Genomic DNA, 16,153 nt, shown 5'->3' with positions numbered 1-16,153 from the left:
CGGCATGGCTAGGCCTTGCAAAAAGGGCGGTCCGACCAAGATCGAACCGCCCCAGAAGGATCAGAGCGCCGGCTGGCCGGCGCGGGATCAGTAGCGGACGCGCAGGGTCATGCCGTAGGTGCGCGGCTGGCCCATGAAGGCGTTGTAGGTCTGGGTGTCCAGCGCCGGGTTGTAGAAGGTGCCGTTCGGCTGGACCGTGGTCTGGAAGGCCGAGCCCTGCAGAGGGGCGTTGATCGCCACCTGCATGTATTCCTCGTCCGTCAGATTCTGGCCCCAGATGTCCAGCGCCCAGGTCTCGTCCTCGGCGCCCAGGGTGATGCGGCCGTTCACCAGGGTCATGGCGTCCTGCATCTTGTAGGGCAGCAGGTCGGAGCCGGTGTTGAACTCGGTCGAGTATTTGGCCGACAGATTCAGGCCCAGCTTCAGCCCCGCGCCGATCGAGCGGTCGAAGGCCATGGAGGCCGTGGCCGACCATTCCGGCGCGAACGAGGCGCGGGCGCCCGGCAGCAGGGACAGCTGCGGGAAGTTGGCCGGGTTGGTCAGGTCCGAAGCGACGAAGTTCCCATATTTGGTGTCAGCGTAGGTCACGCCGCCCGAGAAGGACAGGCCCTCGACCGGGGTGAACCACACGAAGTCGGCGTCGACGCCCTCGGTGGTGACCTCGGGAATGGACTCAACGACGAAGGCCGTGCCCAGGAAGGTGTTGAGCTGGAAGTCCTCGAACTTCTGATTGAAGTAGGTGAGGTTCAGCAGCACCGAGCGGTTGAACAGGGTGTTCTTCAGCCCGACTTCATAGCTGTTGACCGTCTCGGACGGGAAGTAGAGCGACGAGGTCGGCGTCACGCCCGCCTGCACCCGGTCCATGTTGTAGCCGAACGACTTGTAGCCGTGGGCGTAGGAGGCGTAGGCCATGACGCTGTCGTTGAAACGATAGCTGCCCTTGATCGTGCCCGAGAACTCGCCGCCGTTGTTCGATTCCGAAATGCGGCGGTTGTCGAACTGAGGGTTGGCCCAGGGCAGACAGATGGTGCCGACCAGAGTCGAGGTCAGGGCCTGGATCTGTTCGAGCGACAGCGCGGGGTCGGCCAGGCCGATGGCGCCGCCGATGGCGCCGGCGTTGCCCAGAGCGCCGCCGCAGGCCGCGCCGTTCGTGCCGACATTGTCCTGCAGGGCCAGCAGACGCTTGTGGTCATTGGAGTAGCGCAGGCCCAGGGTGACGTCGAACTTGTCGGTCAGCTTCACCGTGTTGTTGGTGAAGAAGGCGATGGATTCGGTGGTCTGGCTGTAATGGTCCTTCACGCCCTGGCCGATGCCGAAGCCCGGCCCCGTGGGCGCCGTCGCCCCCGTAAGGCAGCCGACAATGCCCATCGGCGTTGCGCCCGGTCCGGTCACGCAGTTGACCGCCGCCGGATTGGTCAGGTTCAAACGCGAACCCAACAGCAGCGACATATAGGGCGTGTAGCCCGCGCCGTACCAATAGCTGTCGTCACGCGCGATGTTCTCACGCGTCAGGAAGGCGCCGACCAGCCAGTCGAGGCGATCCGTGGCGCCCGCCAGGCGGAACTCCTGGGTCAGGTTCTCAAGCTCGAAGCCGTATCCGCCGTCATCCGGGCGATAGAGCAGGTCGGCGGTGGTGTAGTCGAGGTCCATGCCGTTGACGCCCGACCAGTTCCGCCAGGAGCTGAGCGAGGTGAAGGTGGCGTTCCACGACGGAATGTCGATGTTGGCCTCGGCCGAGAAGCCCATGTCTTCCATGGTCTGGCCCGTGCCGCGGTTGGCGTAGGCCGTGCGCGAGAAGGGCAGAGCGCCGAAGCCCGGCGCCGGGGCCGCCTGCTGGCCGCCGACGGCGGTGATGATGCCGTAGGTCGGGCCGGTGCGGACCTGGGTCGAGACGCAGCAGTATTCGTCGCGCTTGGAGTAGTCGGCGATCAGGCGGATCGAGACGTCGTCGGAGGGCAGGATCAGCAGCTGGCCGCGCGCGGTCCAGAAGTCCTGGTTCTGATCGTCGGTCTCCTGGCGCGGGCCGGGGCCGGTGACGACGTCGTAGAAGCCGTCGCGCTGACGCTTGGCCATGTAGAGGCGGCCGGCGACCTTGTCCGTGATCGGGCCGGTGATCGACCCGGCCAGACCCCAGGCGTTGAAGTTGCCGTAGGTGGCCTCGGCGCTGAAGCCCGGCGTGAAGGACGGGGCCTCGGTGATGATGTTGATGACGCCGGCCGAGGTGTTCTTGCCGAACAGGGTGCCCTGCGGCCCCTTCAGCACTTCGATGCGGCTCAGTTCGCCCAGGTCGCCGAAGCCGACGCCGTTGCGCGAGCGGTAGACGCCGTCGATGACCACGCCGACCGAGCTTTCCAGGCCGGGGTTGTCGCCGACGGTGCCGACGCCGCGGATGCGGGCGGTGGTGGCGGTTTCCGACTGGGTCGAGGTGACGGTCATGCCCGGCGTCAGGATCTGCAGATCCTTGATGTCGCGGACCCCGGCGCCGTCCAGCGCCTCCTGCGACAGGGTCGTGACCACGATCGGCACGTCCTGCAGGCTCTGTTCACGCTTCTGGGCGGTGACGATGATGTCGTCGACCGTGGTCGGCCCCTCCTGGGCGGCGGCGGCTCCGGCGAAGCCGAAGGCCGCGACGCCGACGACGGCGACCGAAGCGGTGCAGCGAAGGATGTGGTTCAAACGCATAAGGCGGCTCCCCGACTCTATGGGCCCGGCCGCGTTTCGCGGCCGTGCGCGATTCCTGTCCCTGATGACTCGCGCTCATTGAACGACGCGAGTTCTCACTCAAAAGGGTTAGTCCATGGTCGAGTCACCGACAAGGAAAGGCCGCCTGGAGAACGATAATTTCACCCAAGCCCGCCCCACCTGTGGCGATAAAGAGACAAATATACTGACGTTAGGTCAATGTTATCAGCGATCACTCAGCCGAAGCGACTGATTTTTCATCGCGTCTTTTCTTTCGACCGGCCTCGGCCAGGGCGAGAATCATCGCCGCTGTCAGGGCCGACAGCACCGAACCGCCGATGACGCCCAGCTTGACCTCGATCTGTTCCGGCGAGTCCACGGCGCCGGGGAAGGCCAGGACGCCGATGAACAGGCTCATGGTGAAGCCGATGCCGCACAGCAGGCTGACGCCGTAGAGCTGCATCCAGCCCGCGCCCGAGGGCTTGTCGCCCAGACCCAGCTTCACCGCCAGCCAGGCCACGCCGAAGACGCCCGCCTGCTTGCCGAGGAAGAGGCCCAGGGCGATGGCGATGACGAGGGGAGCGAAGGCCTGCTCCAGCGACAGGCCGGCGAAGGAGACCCCCGCCTTGGCGAAGGCGAACAGGGGCAGGACCAGATAGGCCACATAGGGGTGCAGGTCGTGCATGGCGTCCTTGAGCGGACTCTGCGAGGTCTGGCGGCGCGGATCGACCGGCACGATCAGGGCGAAGGCCACGGCGGTCAGGGAGGTCGACAGGCCCGACTGCACCGTCAGATACCAGACAGCCGCGAAGCCCAGCACCCAGAAGGCGGCGGCCATGCGCCGCCGTCCCAGGACGGCGAAGACGGCGATGACGCCCAGCGCCGCCAGGAGCGGAATCCACTGCACGCCCTGGCTGAACAGGACGGCGATCAGGGCGATGGCGCCCAGGTCGTCGACGATGGCCAGGGTCAGCAGGAAGACGCGCAGGGAGGACGGCAGACTGCGCCCCACCACGGCGAAGACGGCCAGGGCGAAGGCGATGTCCGTGGCCAGGGGAATGGGCCACCCCTGGTGCGGGCCGCCCAGCGCCCCGGCGATCGCCAGATAGACCAGACCCGGAACCGCCATGCCGCCGAGCGCGGCCAGAATGGGCAGGGCCAGCTTCTTGGGATTGCTGAGTTCTCCCTTGAGAATCTCGTATTTGATCTCCAGGCCGACGACGAGGAAGAAGACGGCCATCAGGCCTTCCTTGATCCAGTCGGACACCGTCTCCTCCAGCCGCAGCGGGCCGATCTGGACGGCGTGGACGCTCTTGAGCCACGCGAAATAGTCGGCCGACCAGGGCGAGTTGGCGACGATCAGGGCGGCGACGGCGGCGAAGCCGAGGACGGCGCCGGAACCGGCCTCGGTCTTGAGGAAGGCGAGGGTGAATTTTCTGGCCACGAAGGTCTCCGAAACACTGAGAGGGTCTGTCGTGGCGTCAGGTTATCGACGGACGCCGGACCGGATTCGCGCACAGGGCGGCGCCGGCCTGGCCTCGGGATCGGATCGCACGAGGCCTGATGTCTGCGGGTGAAAATACGGATCGGCCGCGAAGGTTCAACCCCGATCCGCCCCTTCCGCGCCGCAGTTGCGAAATGCGCGGCGAAGGGGCATCTGCCGCCCATGCCCGTCTCCCCCGCCTATCGCTCCGAACCCCGCTTCTTCGACCTGGGCGCCGACTACGGCGACGCCGTGAAGGCGGCCGACTTTCCCCAGACCGTCTTGCGCCTGCGCAACGACCGGGCGGCGGCCGAGGTCGGGCTGGAGACGCTGAGCGACGCCGAATGGATCGCCCATTTCGGCCGGTTCGAGCCCCTGCCCGGCCAGCCCGGCCCCGTGGCCATGCGCTATCACGGCCACCAGTTCCGCGTTTACAACCCCGAGATCGGCGACGGGCGCGGCTTCCTAGCGGCGCAGATGCGGGAAGTCCCTCAAGCTGATAAGGACGCCGGCCTCCCTCAAGCAGCGAGCGACCACGTCGCGAGCGATAGCGCTCTTCCAGGTCGCCTTCTCGACCTGGGAACAAAAGGCTCGGGTCAGACCCCCTGGTCGCGCCATGCCGACGGACGGCTGACGCTGAAGGGCGGGGTGCGCGAGGCGCTGGCCGCGGCCATGCTGGACAGTCTGGGCGTGCCCACCTGCCGCATCCTGTCGCTGATCGAGACGGGCGAAGACCTTGAGCGGCACGACGAGCCGTCGCCCACGCGGTCGGCGGTCATGGTGCGGCTGTCGCACAGCCACATCCGCTTCGGGACCTTCCAGCGCGCCGCCTACTACGGGCGCAAGGACCAGATCGAGGTCCTGATGGAGCACGCGCGCAGCCTGTATCATCCGGCGGTCGCGCCGGGCGACGCGGCGGGCTTCCTGGCGGCGGTGGTCGAGGCCTCGGCGGCGCTGACGGCGAAGTGGATCGCGGCGGGCTTCGTCCACGGGGTGCTGAACACCGACAATCTGAACGTCACGGGCGAGAGTTTCGACTACGGCCCGTGGCGCTTCCTGCCCCACTATGAGCCGGGCTTCACCGCCGCCTATTTCGACCAGAACGGCCTTTATGCCTTCGCCCGCCAGCCCGAGGCGGTGTTCTGGAACCTGACGCAACTGGCAGGCTGTCTGAAGCTGATCGCCGAGCCGGAGCCGCTGGCGGCGGCGCTGAACGCCTTCGGCCCGGCCTATATCCGCCATCTGCGGGCGGCCTTCCTGAACCGGCTGGGGGTGCAGAGTCTGGGCGAGGCCGCGGACCAGCGGCTGCTGGACGCGACCTTGGCGCTGGCGCGCGAGAAGAAGGAGGCCCTGCGCTGGGAGCCGCTCTTCTTCGACTGGTTCGGCGGCTTCAGCTCGGCGGCGCGGGCGCTGGGCGGTCCGCGCGGCAAGACCTATCAGGGCGAGGCCTTCGACGCCTTCCGCTTCGCCCTGATGGAGCATGAGCCGGACCGGCCGGAGCGGCTGGAGCATCCGATGTTCGCCGCCCCCGAGCCGGAAGAGATGCTGATCGACGAGGTCGAAGCCCTGTGGAGCGCCATCGACACGGCCGACGACTGGGCGCCGCTGAAGGCCAAACTGGCCCGGCTGGAGGCCGCGAAGGCCGCCTGGAGCCTATAAGTCATCAATTGATGTCATCGGCCGTTGACTCGAAATCCGCCCGGGCGTAGAGGCGGGTGATCCCGGCTGGGTTACGAGGAATTGTGGTTTCGGCCCTGCTGTCGCCACGTCCCTTCCCGACCGTGATCACAGATTGTTTCAGCCGCTTGCAAACAGGATCACAGGAACTGATCTTGTGACTGTTGCTAATTAACGGTTACGGCCATGACGACGACCACCTTGACCCCTCACCAGGCGCGCGCCCGCGCCGACTATCTGAACATCACGCTTTGGACCTTCCAGGGCTGGATCGCCATGTTCTTCATCGCCGCCGGCTACGCCAAGCTGACCGAGTCGATGGAGAATCTGATCGTCCTGATGCAGTGGCCCGCCATGACCGGCGAGGCCTTCGTGCGCGGCCTGGGCGTCGCCGAGATCGTGCTGGCCGTCATGGTTCTGACGCCGCTGGTCTCATGGCGGTTCGGCCGCCCCCTGCTGCTGACGGCGGCGGCGGGTCTGCTGGCCCTGGAGACGATCGCCCTGGGCGTCCACGCCTTCGGCCTGGACCTGGGGCTGAGCCTGACCAACGTCTTTCTGATCGCCATCACGGCGCCGGTGCTGTGGCTGCGTCGCCGATGAGCGGCGCGCCTTCCTGACCCGATTTGCAGGCTCGCTTCTCCCCCTCCCCCTGAGGGCCTGCGAATACGAAGGCCGCGACCCGTCCCCGGTCGCGGCCTTTTCTTTTGAGCCGTTCACAACTTCGTAGCCCGGCGCGCGAAAAGCTTCCCTTTACGTCCGCGTCAAGTTATGAAGACGTCATGCCGATTGCTGACGACCACCGCACCTATTCGATCCGGCAGCTGTGCCGGGAGTTCGGCGCCACGGCGCGGGCCCTGCGCTTCTATGAGGACAAGGGCCTGCTGACGCCGTCGCGCAAAGGGCAGACGCGGGTCTACGGCCCGCGCGACCGCGCCCGGCTGAAGCTGATCATGCGCGGACGGCGCATCGGCTTCACCCTGGTCGAGATCCAGGAGATGCTGGATCTGTATGACCAGAAGGACCACAACGTCCATCAGATGGCCATCGCCCTGCCGCGCCACCGCGCCCGCATCCAGGCGCTGAAGCAGCAACTCGAGGACATCGAAGGCGCGATCGAGACGGCCGAGGCCGCCTGCGCCTGGATGGAGTCCAAGCTGTCGGAACACCGTCCCGATCTTCTGCCGGGCGCCGAGGCCTACGCCAGCCTGCTGAGCGAACGCCTCAACGACCCCGACGACCACTTCCAGACCTTCAAAGCGAGAGCGTGATCCCATGGCCTACAAGGCGCCTGTCCGCGACCTGTCCTTCGTCCTGCACGACGTGCTGCAGGTCGAGAATTTCGGCAATCTGCTGCCCGACGCCGATCTGTCGCGCGACCTGATCGACCAGATCGTCGAGGAAGGCGGCAAGTTCGCCGAAGAGGTCATCGCCCCGATCAACCGCACCGGCGATCAGGAAGGCTGTCACATCGAGGGCGACGTGGTGACGACGCCCAAGGGCTGGAAGGACGCCTATCACCAGATGGTAGAGGCGGGCTGGCCCTCGCTGGGCTTCAGCACCGAGTTCGGCGGTCAGGGCATGCCCTCGGTGGTGTCGAGCGCGGTCGGCCAGTTCACCGCCGCCGCCAGCGCCGCCTTCTCGATGTATCCGGGCCTGACCAGCGGCGCCTTCCACGGCATCGAGGCCAGCGCCTCGGATGAGATCAAGCAGAAGTATCTGCCGAAGATGGCGTCGGGCGAATGGACCGGCACCATGAACCTGACCGAGCCGCAGTGCGGCACCGACCTGGGCATGGTCCGCACCAAGGCGGTCAGGAACGACGACGGCTCCTATTCGATCACCGGCCAGAAGATCTGGATCTCGGCGGGCGAGCACGACTTCGCCGACAACATCATCCACACGGTGCTGGCGCGCGTCGAAGGCGCGGTTCCGGGCATCAAGGGCCTGAGCCTGTTCGTGGTGCCGAAGTTCCTGGTGAACGAGGACGGCTCGCTGGGCGAGCGCAACGGCGTGGCCTGCGCGGGCCTCGAGCACAAGATGGGCATCCACGGCAACGCCACCTGCGTCATGGCCTATGAGAACGCCAAGGGCTGGCTGATCGGCGAAGAAGGCCGCGGCATGAACAATATGTTCGTGGTCATGAACGAAGCCCGCCTGGGCACCGGCCTGCAGGGCCTGGCCATCGGCGACGCCGCCTATCAGGCCGCCGTCGAGTTCGCCAACGACCGCCTGCAGGGCCGCAGCCTGACCGGACCTAAGAACCCGGACGGCCCGGCCGACCCGATCATGGTCCACCCGGACGTGCGCCGGATGCTGCTGGAATCGAAGGCCTATGTCGAAGGCGGCCGCGCCTTCATCCTGTGGACCGCGCTGCAGGCCGATCTGCAGAAGGCCGCCGACGAAGCCGTCGCCACCAAGGCCAAGGACTACATGGGCCTGATCACGCCGGTGCTGAAGGCCTATCTGACCGACAAGGGCTTCCACGTCGCCTCGCTGGCGATGCAGGTCCACGGCGGTTCGGGCTACACCGAACACTTCCCCGCTTCGCAGTATCTGCGCGATGCGCGGATCACCATGATCTATGAGGGCACCAACGGCATCCAGGCGCTGGATCTGGTGGGCCGCAAGCTGCCCGCCAGCGGCGGCCGCGCCATCATGAGCTGGTTCGCCGACATCGACGCCTTCGTCGGCGAGAACGGCGAGGACGAGGCGATCAAGCCCTTCGTCGAGGGCCTGGCCGACGCCAAGAAGAAGCTGCAGGAGGCCACCATGTGGCTGATGCAGAACGGCATGGCCAACCCGGACAACGCCGCGGCCGCCTCGACCGACTATCTGCACATCTTCGGCCTGACGGCCTACGCCTTCCTGTGGGCCCAGATGGCCAAGGCGGCGCAAGAGAAGATCGCCGCCGGTGACGCCGATCCCTATTACGCCAACAAGCTGATGACCGGCCGCTACTTCGTCGAGCGCATCCTGCCCGACGCCGGGGCGCACCTGAAGAAGCTGAAGTCCGGCGCCGAGGTGTTGATGCAGATGCCCGCCGAGGCGTTCTGATCCGCTTCTGATCCAGGGGCCTCTCTCGCCACGGCGGGAGAGGTCTTTTCTTTATTGCAGAAGGGCGGCGCAGACCGCCCGCGTCAGCAGGAAACATCCCATGAACGTCCTTGGCAGCCCCGAACCCGACTTCATGAAGGAAGAGGAGATCGTCCTCTTCTCCGACTCCGTCGCCAAATGGATCGACGAACACGCCCCGCAGGAGAAGTTCCAGCAGTGGATCGCCGCCTCCTCGGTGCCGCGCGGGCTGTGGAACGCGGCGGGCGACGCCGGCCTGCTGGGCCTGTCGCTGCCGGAAGAGGACGGCGGCTTCGGCGGCGATTACCGGCACGAGGTGGTGCTGATGCGCCAGCTGGGCTGGAAGGGCGCGGACCACTTCGGCATCAGCCTGCACAACGCCATCGTCATGCCCTACATCTGGCACTACGGCACGGCCGAGCAGAAGGCGCGCTGGCTGCCGCGCCTGCAATCGGGCGAACTGGTCGGGGCCATCGCCATGACCGAGCCGGGCGCGGGTTCGGACCTGCAAGGGGTCAAGACCACCGCCGTGAAGCAGGGAGACCACTATGTCCTGAACGGCTCCAAGACCTTCATCACCAACGGGCAGCTGGCCAACTTCATCATCGTCGTGGCCAAGACGGACCCGGCCGAGGGCGCCAAGGGCACCAGCCTGATCTGCCTTGAGACGGACGAGGCCGAAGGGTTCGAGCGCGGCCGCAATCTGCACAAGATCGGCATGGAGGCGAACGACACCTCCGAGCTGTTCTTCAACGACGTGAAGGTTCCGCTGGAGAACGCCATCGGCGGGACCGAGGGCATGGGCTTCGTCCAACTGATGCAGCAACTGCCGCAGGAGCGTCTGAACATCGCCGTTCAGGGCGTGGCCGCCGCCGAGCGCGGACTGGAGGCGACCCTGGCCTACGTCAAGGAACGCAAGGCGTTCGGCAAGCGGGTCATCGACTTCCAGAACACCCAGTTCAAACTGGCCGAGATCAAGACCAAGCTGACCGTCGCCAAGGTCTTCGTCGACCACTGCATCGGCCTTCACCTGAAGGGCCAACTGGACGCCGCCACGGCCTCAATGGCCAAATACTGGATCACGGATATCCAGGGCGAGACCATCGACGAGATGCTCCAGCTCTTCGGCGGCTACGGCTACATGACCGAATATCCGATCGCCCAGCTGTACAAGGACGCCCGCGTCCAGCGCATCTACGGCGGCACGAACGAGATCATGAAGCTCTTGATCGCGCGGACGCTCTGAGCCCATTGAGGGGCATGATCCGTCTGCATGTTCAGGGCGACCTCGCCCCCGGCGGCGCCGTGGCGCCCACGCTCGACCAGTCGCGCTATCTGACCCAGGTGATGCGGTTGAAGGCGGGCGACGAGCTTCTGGTCTTCAACGGCCGCGACGGCGAGTGGCGCGTCAGCGTCGCCGAGGTGCTGAAGAAGGGCGTGATCCTGCGCGCCGAGGAGCAGACACGGCCGCAGGCCTACGGCCCCGATCTGGAGCTGATCGTCGCCGTGGTGAAGAAGGCCCGCGTCGAGACCATCGTCGAGAAGGCCGCCGAACTGGGCGCCAAACGGGTACGGCTGGTCCTGACCCACCGCACCAACGCCGACCGCCTGCGTCTCGATCGGCTGGACGCCATCGCCGAGGAGGCGGCCGAGCAGACCGGCCGCCTGGACGTGCCGGCGGTGGATGATCCGGTGAAGCTGGACGCCCTGCTGGACAGCTGGGAGGACGGGCGTCTGCTGATGTTCTGCGACGAGACGGGCGGCGCGCCCGCCGTATCGGCGTTGACCGCCGCAGGCGACGGCAGGTGGGCCATACTGATCGGGCCGGAGGGCGGGTTTTCACCGGAAGAGGGCGAACGGCTGCGGTCCCTGCCCTTCACCACCGCCGTCTCGCTGGGGCCGCGCATCCTGCGGGCCGACACCGCCGCCATCGCCGCCATGACGCTGTGGCAGGCGGCGGTCGGCGACTGGGAACGCTAGAAGATTCCGCCCAGCCCCTTGAGCCCGGCCGCCGGCTGGCCCATCTAGCCGCGACAGCAGAGGTTACAGATGTCCGACACGGCGCCCCTTTCCAGAGACCAGCTGATCCACGCCATGTCGAAGGGCGAGAAACCCCGCGACCAGTGGCGTATCGGCGCAGAGCACGAGAAGTTCGGCTTCGACAAGTCGACCCTGCGCCGCCCGGCCTATGACGGCCCCGGCGGCATCAAGGCCATGCTGGACGGGCTGACGCGCTTCGGCTGGACGCCGGTGGAGGAAGCGGGCCACGTCATCGCCCTGGAGCGCAGGAACGCCGAGGGCTTCAGCGCCTCGATCAGTCTGGAGCCGGGCGGACAGTTCGAACTGTCGGGCGCACCGCTGAAGGACATCCATGACATCTGCAACGAGACCGGCCAGCACCTGATGGAGGTCAAGCAGGTCGCGGACCAGCTGAACCTGGGCTTCCTGGGCCTGGGCTTCGACCCGATGTGGCGGCGTGAGGACATCCCCGTCATGCCCAAGGGCCGCTATGACGTCATGCGCGCCTACATGCCCAAGAAGGGCAGGCTGGGCCTCGACATGATGCTGCGGACCTGCACCATCCAGGCGAACCTCGACTTCGACAGCGAAGCCGACATGGTCATGAAGTTCCGCACGTCGCTGGCGCTGCAGCCGATCGCCACCGCCCTGTTCGCCAACAGCCCCTTCACCGAAGGCAAGCCGAACGGCTTCCGGTCGGCGCGCGCCAACGTCTGGACCGACACCGACCCGGACCGCACCGGGATGCTGGACTTCGCCTTCGAGGACGGCTTCGGCTATGAGCGCTACGCCGACTATGCGCTGGACGCGCCGATGTATTTCGCCAAGCGCGGCGAGACCTATGTCGACCTGTCGGGCCAGTCGTTCCGCGCCTTCATGGACGGAAAGCTGGACGCCCTGCCGGGCGACCGGGCGACGGCGCAGGACTGGGCCGACCACCTGACCACCCTGTTCCCCGAGGTGCGTCTGAAACAGTATCTGGAGATGCGCGGCGCCGACGGCGGGCCGTGGAGCCGCATCTGCGCCCTGCCCGCCCTGTGGGCCGGAATCCTGTACGACGCCCCGTCGCTCGCGGCGGCGTGGGACCTGTGCAAGGACTGGGACATCGCCGATCACGAGCGCCTGCGCCGCGACGTGACGCGGCTGGGCCTGAAGGCCGAGGTCAACGGCCGCAGCGTGCGCGACATCGCCGTCGACATGGTCAACATCGCCAAGCAGGGCCTGAAGAACCGCGCCCGCTTCTCGGGCGGCATGGTGGACGAGCGCGGCTACATCACCGAACTGGAAGACATCGCCGACAGCGGCGTGACCTCGGCCGACCGCCTGCTGGAGCTCTACAACGGCGAATGGGGCGGCGACATCAGCCGCGTCTATCGCGATTACGCCTACTGAAGCTCTCCTGAGACGCGAGCCGCAAGGCGCCCTTAACCGGCAGACGCTAGGATAGGGTCCAGCCTGCCTTCAGGACCGCGCCTCAGGACCGCCCATGCCTTTCACTCCGGCCGCCGCCCCTTCATCGACGGGACAGCCGCAGCCGCCTCCTGACGCCGTGGTCGATCTGGCGACCTTTTTCGACGTCTCCCTGGACCTGCTGGTGATCCGCGACCTGGAGGGGCGTATCGTGCGGGTCAGCGCCTCCTGGGCCTCGACCCTGGGCTATCAGCCTCAGGAGCTGGTCGGCCTGGCCATACTGACCCTGGTCCACCCCGACGATCTGCCCGGCACCCTGGACAGCGTGACCGAAGTCGAGACGCGCCGCCCCGGCGATCCGGTGCTGGGCCACGTCAACCGCTATCGCCACAAGGACGGCGGCTACGTCACCCTGGAATGGCGGGCGCAGAAGTTCGGCGACCGCATCTACGCCGTGGCCCGCGACGTGACGGCCAAGGCGGCGGCGGAGCGCGCCCTGCTCGAGGCCAAGGCGGCGGCCGAGGCCGCCAACCGCGCCAAGTCCGATTTCCTGGCCAATATGAGCCATGAGATCCGCACGCCGCTGAACGGGGTCATCGGCGTCATCGACGCCCTGGCGCGCACGCCGCTGTCGCCCCAGCAGGCCGAAATGGTCGAACTGGTCCGCAGTTCCGGCGTGACACTGGAGCGGCTGGTCACGGACATCCTGGACGTGTCGCGCATCGAATCCGGGCGAATGACGCTGGAGGTCCGCCCCTTCGACCTGGACGACGCCCTGATCCCGACCATCGCCCCCCTGCGCGGCCTGGCCGAGGAGAAGGGCCTGATCTTCCGCATCGAGCGCGCCGAGAGCGCGTGCGGCGTCTTCAACGGCGACGTGGTGCGGATCCGCCAGATCCTGGGCAATCTGCTGTCCAACGCCGTCAAATTCACCGCACAGGGCCAGGTTTCAGCCCATATCGACCTGCTGGACAGGGGCGACGACGCCGCCCTGCTGACGCTGGAGGTGCGCGACACCGGCATCGGCTTCGGCGCCGACCATGCGGCGCAGCTGTTCCAGCGGTTCAGCCAGGCCGACGCCTCCATCACCCGGCGGTTCGGCGGAGCGGGGCTGGGCCTGTCCATCTGCCACGCCCTGACGGAGATGATGGGCGGACGCATCGAGGCCGAGTCGGCCCTGGGCGAAGGCAGCCGTTTCCGGGTCGAACTGCCGCTGACGCGCATCCCCGTCCCCGCGCCGTTCGAGACGGCCGGCGGCGAAGAGGCGGCGTCAGACCTATCGCCTTCCCGCGCCCGCCCCCGCGTCCTGCTGGCCGAGGATCACCCGATCAACCAGCGGGTGGTGCAGCTGATCCTGGGCGACAGCGTCGAGCTGACCGTGGTCGAGAACGGGGAGCAGGCGGCAGCCGTCTTCGCCGCTGAGCGGTTCGACCTGGTGCTGATGGACATGCAGATGCCGGCGATGGACGGGCTGAGCGCCACGCGCGCCCTGCGCGGGATCGAGGCCGCCGATCCGGCGCGTCCGCGCGCGCCGGTCATCATGCTGAGCGCCAACGCCATGGCCGAGCATCAGGAACAGGCCGCCCAGGCGGGCGCCGACCTTCACCTGGCCAAGCCCGTCACGGCCGAGGCCCTGACCGGCGCCGTCCGCAAGGCCCTGACCCTGGGCGGCCGCCCGGCCTAACCCAGCCAGCCGGCGATCATGGCCCGCAGCGGGTTGGCCGGATCGGACAGCAGCCGCGCCGTCATGGCCAGGGAGATGACCACCAGCAGGGGCCGGATCAGCCGCGGCCCGAAGCGCATGGCCGCGTGCGAGCCCAGGCGGCCGCCGATGAACTGGCCCACCGCCATGATCCCGGCCAGCACCCAGACAATGTGGCCGCCGACCGCCAGGACGACGATGCCGACGACATTGCTCATCAGGTTCAGCGCCTTGGTGTGCGCCGTCGCCCGCGTCAGTCCCATGCCCAGCAGCATGACGAGGCTGAGCGCAAAGAAGGACCCCGTCCCCGGCCCGAAGAAGCCGTCGTAGAAGCCGATCCCGCCCGCCACGACGGCGTAGGCCAGCGGCGTCAGCCGGGCGTGGGCGTCCTCGTCGGCCGCCTTGGGGCCGAGCAGGAAATACAGGGCGATGCCGACCAGCAGCACGGGCAGCAGGATCATCAGCCAGCGCGTGTCCACCAGGGTGACGGCGAAGGCGCCCAGCCCCGCCCCGATCGCCGTCAACAGCATCGGCCAGCGGATCAGGCGAAAATCCACCCGCCCCTTGCGCCAGAAATTCCACAGGGCCGAGGCCGTGCCGACGCTGCCCTGAACCTTGTTGGTGGCGATGGCGGCGACCGGGTTCAGCCCCACCGACAGCAGGGCCGGCAAGGAGATCAGCCCCCCGCCCCCGGCGATGGCGTCGATGAAGCCGGCGATCACCGACGCGACGCCCAACAGGGCGATGATCTCAGGCGTCAGTTCAAACACGCGCGCAGCACTCCGGTCAGGCTGGCGCTATAGACCCGCGCGTTGCGGACCGCCACGCTCTGGCGCGAAATGAGTCCAGACTCAGGACTTAGGCGCCGTCGCCCTGGCCTGACAGGCGTTGGCGACACCCTCGCGGATGTCGCGATATCCGGCGCGCTGAGCCAGTTCGGTCGCCTGACCGCATTCGTTGGCGGCGATCAGCCTGTCCAGTTCGTCGGCCAGTTGCCAGCGCTGGTTGATCACGGCGGCCTCATAGTTCAGGCGGACACGCTCGCGGCGTAATTCATCGATGATGCGACGATCATCCATCTCGCGAAAGCGCCACATGGTGGTGTCCGCCCTGTCCGCGCTGGGACCGATGACCTGATGATTGGAGGAAGGCGGCGCGGGATTGGTCCCCGTCTGGCCGCCAAGCGCCGTAACGCCGTAGAACAGAACCGCCAACAACATGACCGACCTCCGCTGAACGACCACCACTATGCATAGAGTGAAGGAACGGCCAAGCCTTTGGACGCGCGGCGCCGCCTTTCCGTGGCGTCGCGGTTGAAATCCTGCGATCAAGACGGTCTGGCAGGAGGTTCGATCATGACGGGATCCATCCATATCGGCGTCGGCGGCTGGACCTTCGAGCCGTGGCGCGGGGTCTTCTATCCCGAGGGGCTGGTGCAGAAGCGGGAGCTGGAGTTCGCCAGCCGGGCGCTGACCTCCATCGAGATCAACGGCACCTATTATTCGACCTTCAAGCCCGACAGCTGGGCGAAGTGGCGCGATGAGACGCCCGACGGCTTCGTCTTTGCGGTCAAGGCCAGCCGCTACTGCACCAACCGCAAGGTGTTGTCGGACGGCGCCGAGAGCTTCGAGCGGTTCCTGTCGCAGGGGCTGACGGTGCTGGGCGACAAGCTGGGGCCGATCAACTGGCAGTTCATGGGGACGAAGAAGTTCGAGCCCGAGGACTTCGAAGGCTTCCTGAAGCTGTTGCCCAAGGAGAAGGACGGGGTGCGGCTGCGCCACGCGCTGGAGGTGCGCAATCCGACCTTCGCCACCGAACAGTTCTATGATCTGGCGCGCAAATACGGCGCGGCCGTCGTCTATGCGGTCGACGACGAGGAGCCGACCTGGCCCCAGATCGACGAAGAAACATCTGACTTTAGATATGCGCGGCTGATGTCCAGCCGCGAGGACGAGCCGACGGGCATGACCTCGGACGAGTTTGACGCCGTGGCGAAACAGGCGCGCGGCTGGGCCGGGCGCGGCGACGTCTTCGCCTACTTCATCTCGGGGGCCAAGGTGCGGAACCCGGCGGCGGCCCAGGCGCTGATCGCCAAGCTGAAGGACTGA

13 protein-coding genes are annotated in these 16,153 nt (G+C 67.2%); 9 read left to right on the top strand and 4 right to left on the bottom strand.

Annotation, left to right across the window (positions count from 1 at the left end; all coding sequences use genetic code 11):
• Positions 1-87 precede the first annotated feature (87 nt).
• The gene (locus ACWIDZ_RS09190; RefSeq protein WP_453987826.1) at positions 88-2,682 is read right to left on the bottom strand and encodes a TonB-dependent receptor; all 2,595 of its coding nucleotides are present in this window, start codon (positions 2,680-2,682) and stop codon (positions 88-90) included.
• A gap of 232 nt (positions 2,683-2,914) precedes the next feature.
• Positions 2,915-4,126 (bottom strand): Na+/H+ antiporter NhaA, encoded by a 1,212-nt coding sequence (gene nhaA / locus ACWIDZ_RS09185; RefSeq protein WP_453987827.1) that lies wholly within the window; start codon positions 4,124-4,126, stop codon positions 2,915-2,917.
• Between the two features lie 222 nt (positions 4,127-4,348).
• Here nhaA and ACWIDZ_RS09180 point away from each other — a divergent pair, with 222 nt between their 5' ends.
• From ACWIDZ_RS09180 to ACWIDZ_RS09145, 8 genes are all read left to right on the top strand, one after another.
• On the top strand, positions 4,349-5,824 hold the full coding sequence (locus ACWIDZ_RS09180; RefSeq protein WP_453987828.1) for a protein adenylyltransferase SelO family protein: 1,476 nt from the start codon (positions 4,349-4,351) through the stop codon (positions 5,822-5,824).
• A 204-nt stretch (positions 5,825-6,028) separates the two neighbouring features.
• Positions 6,029-6,442 (top strand): DoxX family protein, encoded by a 414-nt coding sequence (locus ACWIDZ_RS09175; protein WP_291777211.1) that lies wholly within the window; start codon positions 6,029-6,031, stop codon positions 6,440-6,442.
• 179 nt (positions 6,443-6,621) lie between these two features.
• Positions 6,622-7,110 (top strand): MerR family transcriptional regulator, encoded by a 489-nt coding sequence (locus ACWIDZ_RS09170; RefSeq protein WP_291777208.1) that lies wholly within the window; start codon positions 6,622-6,624, stop codon positions 7,108-7,110.
• A gap of 4 nt (positions 7,111-7,114) precedes the next feature.
• Positions 7,115-8,896: an acyl-CoA dehydrogenase C-terminal domain-containing protein gene (locus ACWIDZ_RS09165; protein ID WP_453987829.1), complete on the top strand. Its 1,782-nt coding sequence runs from the start codon at positions 7,115-7,117 to the stop codon at positions 8,894-8,896.
• 100 nt (positions 8,897-8,996) lie between these two features.
• A complete protein-coding gene (locus tag ACWIDZ_RS09160) occupies positions 8,997-10,160 on the top strand; it encodes an acyl-CoA dehydrogenase family protein (RefSeq protein WP_453987830.1) in 1,164 nt (387 codons plus the stop codon).
• A 14-nt stretch (positions 10,161-10,174) separates the two neighbouring features.
• A complete protein-coding gene (locus ACWIDZ_RS09155) occupies positions 10,175-10,894 on the top strand; it encodes a 16S rRNA (uracil(1498)-N(3))-methyltransferase (protein ID WP_453987831.1) in 720 nt (239 codons plus the stop codon).
• A gap of 69 nt (positions 10,895-10,963) precedes the next feature.
• Positions 10,964-12,325: a glutamate--cysteine ligase gene (locus ACWIDZ_RS09150; protein WP_453987832.1), complete on the top strand. Its 1,362-nt coding sequence runs from the start codon at positions 10,964-10,966 to the stop codon at positions 12,323-12,325.
• 94 nt (positions 12,326-12,419) lie between these two features.
• Positions 12,420-14,027 (top strand): ATP-binding protein, encoded by a 1,608-nt coding sequence (locus ACWIDZ_RS09145; protein ID WP_453987833.1) that lies wholly within the window; start codon positions 12,420-12,422, stop codon positions 14,025-14,027.
• Here the strand turns inward: ACWIDZ_RS09145 and ACWIDZ_RS09140 are convergent.
• Both ACWIDZ_RS09140 and ACWIDZ_RS09135 read right to left on the bottom strand, forming a co-directional pair.
• Positions 14,024-14,815: a TSUP family transporter gene (locus tag ACWIDZ_RS09140; RefSeq protein WP_291777195.1), complete on the bottom strand. Its 792-nt coding sequence runs from the start codon at positions 14,813-14,815 to the stop codon at positions 14,024-14,026. The genes ACWIDZ_RS09145 and ACWIDZ_RS09140 overlap by 4 nt on opposite strands.
• An 81-nt stretch (positions 14,816-14,896) precedes the next feature.
• The gene (locus ACWIDZ_RS09135) at positions 14,897-15,265 is read right to left on the bottom strand and encodes a hypothetical protein (protein WP_453987834.1); all 369 of its coding nucleotides are present in this window, start codon (positions 15,263-15,265) and stop codon (positions 14,897-14,899) included.
• Between the two features lie 135 nt (positions 15,266-15,400).
• Between ACWIDZ_RS09135 and ACWIDZ_RS09130 the strand changes: the two genes are divergently transcribed.
• Positions 15,401-16,153 (top strand): DUF72 domain-containing protein, encoded by a 753-nt coding sequence (locus ACWIDZ_RS09130; RefSeq protein WP_453987835.1) that lies wholly within the window; start codon positions 15,401-15,403, stop codon positions 16,151-16,153.

The sequence above is a fragment of the Brevundimonas sp. NPDC055311 genome (assembly GCF_053645695.1).
The sequence above is the reverse complement of the archived record's forward strand: the minus strand, read 5'-3'. Positions and strand labels throughout refer to the sequence as shown.

Bases quoted from the DNA above. Each gene is read 5' to 3' on its own strand.
- ACWIDZ_RS09190 (WP_453987826.1), bottom strand. From the start codon at position 2,682: ATGCGTTTGAACCACATCCTTCGCTGCACCGCTTCGGTCGCCGTCGTC.
- ACWIDZ_RS09180 (WP_453987828.1), top strand. From the start codon at position 4,349: ATGCCCGTCTCCCCCGCCTATCGCTCCGAACCCCGCTTCTTCGACCTG.
- ACWIDZ_RS09175 (WP_291777211.1), top strand. From the start codon at position 6,029: ATGACGACGACCACCTTGACCCCTCACCAGGCGCGCGCCCGCGCCGAC.
- ACWIDZ_RS09170 (WP_291777208.1), top strand. From the start codon at position 6,622: ATGCCGATTGCTGACGACCACCGCACCTATTCGATCCGGCAGCTGTGC.
- ACWIDZ_RS09165 (WP_453987829.1), top strand. From the start codon at position 7,115: ATGGCCTACAAGGCGCCTGTCCGCGACCTGTCCTTCGTCCTGCACGAC.
- ACWIDZ_RS09160 (WP_453987830.1), top strand. From the start codon at position 8,997: ATGAACGTCCTTGGCAGCCCCGAACCCGACTTCATGAAGGAAGAGGAG.
- ACWIDZ_RS09155 (WP_453987831.1), top strand. From the start codon at position 10,175: ATGATCCGTCTGCATGTTCAGGGCGACCTCGCCCCCGGCGGCGCCGTG.
- ACWIDZ_RS09150 (WP_453987832.1), top strand. From the start codon at position 10,964: ATGTCCGACACGGCGCCCCTTTCCAGAGACCAGCTGATCCACGCCATG.
- ACWIDZ_RS09145 (WP_453987833.1), top strand. From the start codon at position 12,420: ATGCCTTTCACTCCGGCCGCCGCCCCTTCATCGACGGGACAGCCGCAG.
- ACWIDZ_RS09135 (WP_453987834.1), bottom strand. From the start codon at position 15,265: ATGTTGTTGGCGGTTCTGTTCTACGGCGTTACGGCGCTTGGCGGCCAG.
- ACWIDZ_RS09130 (WP_453987835.1), top strand. From the start codon at position 15,401: ATGACGGGATCCATCCATATCGGCGTCGGCGGCTGGACCTTCGAGCCG.